Annotated in this window: 2 protein-coding genes; one reads left to right on the top strand and one right to left on the bottom strand. The window is 72.0% G+C overall.

The window, feature by feature from the left end; all coding sequences use genetic code 11:
- Positions 1-92 precede the first annotated feature (92 nt).
- Positions 93-1,469: a hypothetical protein gene (locus tag JHN45_RS51495; protein ID WP_201056401.1), complete on the bottom strand. Its 1,377-nt coding sequence runs from the start codon at positions 1,467-1,469 to the stop codon at positions 93-95.
- 171 nt (positions 1,470-1,640) lie between these two features.
- Here JHN45_RS51495 and JHN45_RS51490 point away from each other — a divergent pair, with 171 nt between their 5' ends.
- Entirely contained in the window at positions 1,641-2,522 is an 882-nt protein-coding gene (locus JHN45_RS51490) for a hypothetical protein (RefSeq protein ID WP_200717570.1), read from the top strand.
- Positions 2,523-2,665: the final 143 nt, after the last annotated feature.

Below are 2,665 nucleotides of genomic sequence, written 5' to 3'. Positions count from 1 at the left end.
GTCGGTGGTGGCGTACAGGGTGCGTGTGGGCATATGTGGTCACCTTTGGGTTGTGGCGGAGCGTGCGTGGGTGAGGCGAAGGCCCCGGGCGGTCAGCGGCCGGCGGTGTGGCGGCGGACGTTCCGTGGATGCGGAAGTCCCGGGAAGAAGCGGCCGGACCGAGGTCCTGGGCCGGCCAGGCCCGCCCTGAACAGCCCGTACGTGAGCCGCCGTTGGGCCGCCGCGTGGAGTTCGTCCCGCAGCGCGCCGCCGCGCAGGACCGCGTCGGGACCGAGCAGTCCCTCCACGACGGCCAGCGCGCCGGCGGTGTCGCCGTGGATGAGGCGTTCGCGGACGCCGGTGAGGCAGTCCGGGTGGCGGTGGGCGTCGTCGACGGCCTGGAGGCAGGGCAGCGGGGTGCCGGTCAGCGCGACGAGCAGTTCCTCGCGCCGGATCTCGTCCGGATCGTGGTCGAGGGGTGCCAGTACGCCGTCGACCAGTCCGATCCGGTGCAGGGCGCCCCGGCATTCGACGAGGTGCGGCTGTCCTGCCCGGTCCGGGATCCGTACGGAACCGTCCGGCCGTGGCCGATCCGGTGCGAGTGCGGCGGCGACCAGCGGATGGAGCCGGCCTGCCTCGATCGCGCCGTTGCGGAGGAGTTCCAGGTCGGGCGGGACCCAGGTCGCCGCGTCGGGCAGGACCGGCAGCGCGGTGGCACTGCCGTCCGTCGGTGGCGGTGTGATCCGCAGGGCGCCCGCGACCGGATCCGGTGCCAGTACGAACCGGTGCCGGGAACCGAACCGTACGGTGACGGGACCGGCCGTCCGCCCCTCCGCGTGGAGCAGGATCGCCGCCTCCTCGGCCCACCGGTCGACGGCGCAGTTCCACGCCTCGGGCACGGTGTCCAGCGGAGCCGGGATCGGTGGAGGTTCGTCGCCTGGTGGCCGGTCGGCCCCGGAGCGGACCCGCAGCTCACCGCTCCGGTCCGCGTCCCACAGGTGTCGGTGCAGGTCGAGCCGGAACCGTCGGCTCGGCCGGGGATGCGGATGCCGACGGGTCACGGCCTCGCGGTGGGTGCCGTCCCACAGCGCGAGGCCGATCCGCTGGCCGCCGTCGGCCCAGGCCGGTGGGGTCCGGACCACCAGGTGGAGCGGGCGCGCGGCATCGTGGCCGTAGCGGGCCAGGGTGAGGGTCAGCCCCGGGCGCAGCAGCCCGTCGGGCGCGATCCTCGGCAGATGCCAACGGAGCAGGTCAGGGGCGAGTCGACGGAGATCGGCGCGTACTCGGGCGGCCGGTTCCCGGCCGTGGGTGCGCGCGAGGGACCGTAGATCGAGATCGATGTCCACGCCGGCGGCGGCGCAGGCGCCCGCCCAGTCCCCGGCGGCGCGGCGGACCGTGGCGGTCTCGATCATGGAGGGCGGCACGGCGAACTCGCGCACGCGCGGCCAGAAGGAAGGGCGGGAATTCCCGTTCGCGGGGTGAGGGAGCATCAGCACTCACCTTGCGCGGACAGGACCCCCGATCTGTGAACAGAGTGAGTCGTCATCGCGGGGAGCATAGCCTTCTCGGCCGCGATCCGTCAGGGAATTATTGGGGGCGTGCATCCACGCCCCTCGGCATAGAGTGGATGCGGGTTCAGGGCGTCTCTGGGGGTTGTGGACGTGGCGGACGACGGACCGGTCGAGCACGGCTACCCGCATCTGGACACGGTGCGGGACTCCATCACCGCGCTCTACAAGCGGTTGTCCTACGACACCGTCCAGACGTTCGCGACCAGTGTGGCCCCCGTCGACGTGGCGTTCTGCGACACGGACGATCTGCATCTGGGGGCGCAGAGGGTGGCGCGGGAGATGGTCCGGCACTACCGGCTCCCGGACGCCCGGCTGATCGTCAGCTTCCGTGAGATGACACATGCGGCGAACGTCGAACTCACCGCCGGGCCCGAGTACTTCGTGGAGTTGAACGACCGGTTCCGCACGCATCGCCGGGACATCGGCGCGGCTCTCGCGCACGAGGTCATGCATGTCTATCTGCACCGCCTGGACCTGTCCTTCCCCGGCACCCGGGAGAACGAGATCCTCACGGACACGGCGGCGACGTATCTGGGCGCGGGGTGGCTGCTGCTGGACGCGTACCGGGAGGACTCGGCGTCCTCGCAGAAGCTCGGGTATCTCACGCCGGAGGAGTTCGGGTACGTCCTCGCCAAGCGGGCGCTGGTCTTCGGCGAGGATCCCTCGGTGTGGTTCACGAGTCCGCAGGCCTACACGGCGTACGTCAAGGGCATGGAGCAGGCCCGGCGTGACGAGCAGCAGCCTCCTCTCACGGCGGCGGGGTGGGCGGGGCGGCGGCGCTACGCGCACGACCGGCGGCACGGGCCGGGAGTGCAGAAAGGGGTGCCGTACTCCTTCTCCCCCGACGGGCGGGGCAGCTTGCGGGTATCGTTCCCTTGCCCCACGTGTCATCAGCGGATCAGGGTGCCGGTGCGGGGGCGGGTACGGGCTCGGTGTTCTCTGTGCCGGACGGTGTTGGAGTGCGACACGTAGGTGCCGGTGACCGGAGCCAGCGGTACAGGATGCGCACCGGCAACCCCTAACTCCCGTACACCGCCCCCGGAATCTCCGCCTCCGCCAGCAGTTTCAGCACAGCCTCCCCCGCCTCCCCCGCGCTCCACCGCGCCCCCTTGTCC

Source organism: Streptomyces sp. MBT53, assembly GCF_016654115.1.
Taxonomy (GTDB): domain Bacteria; phylum Actinomycetota; class Actinomycetes; order Streptomycetales; family Streptomycetaceae; genus Streptomyces.
The sequence above is the reverse complement of the archived record's forward strand: the minus strand, read 5'-3'. Positions and strand labels throughout refer to the sequence as shown.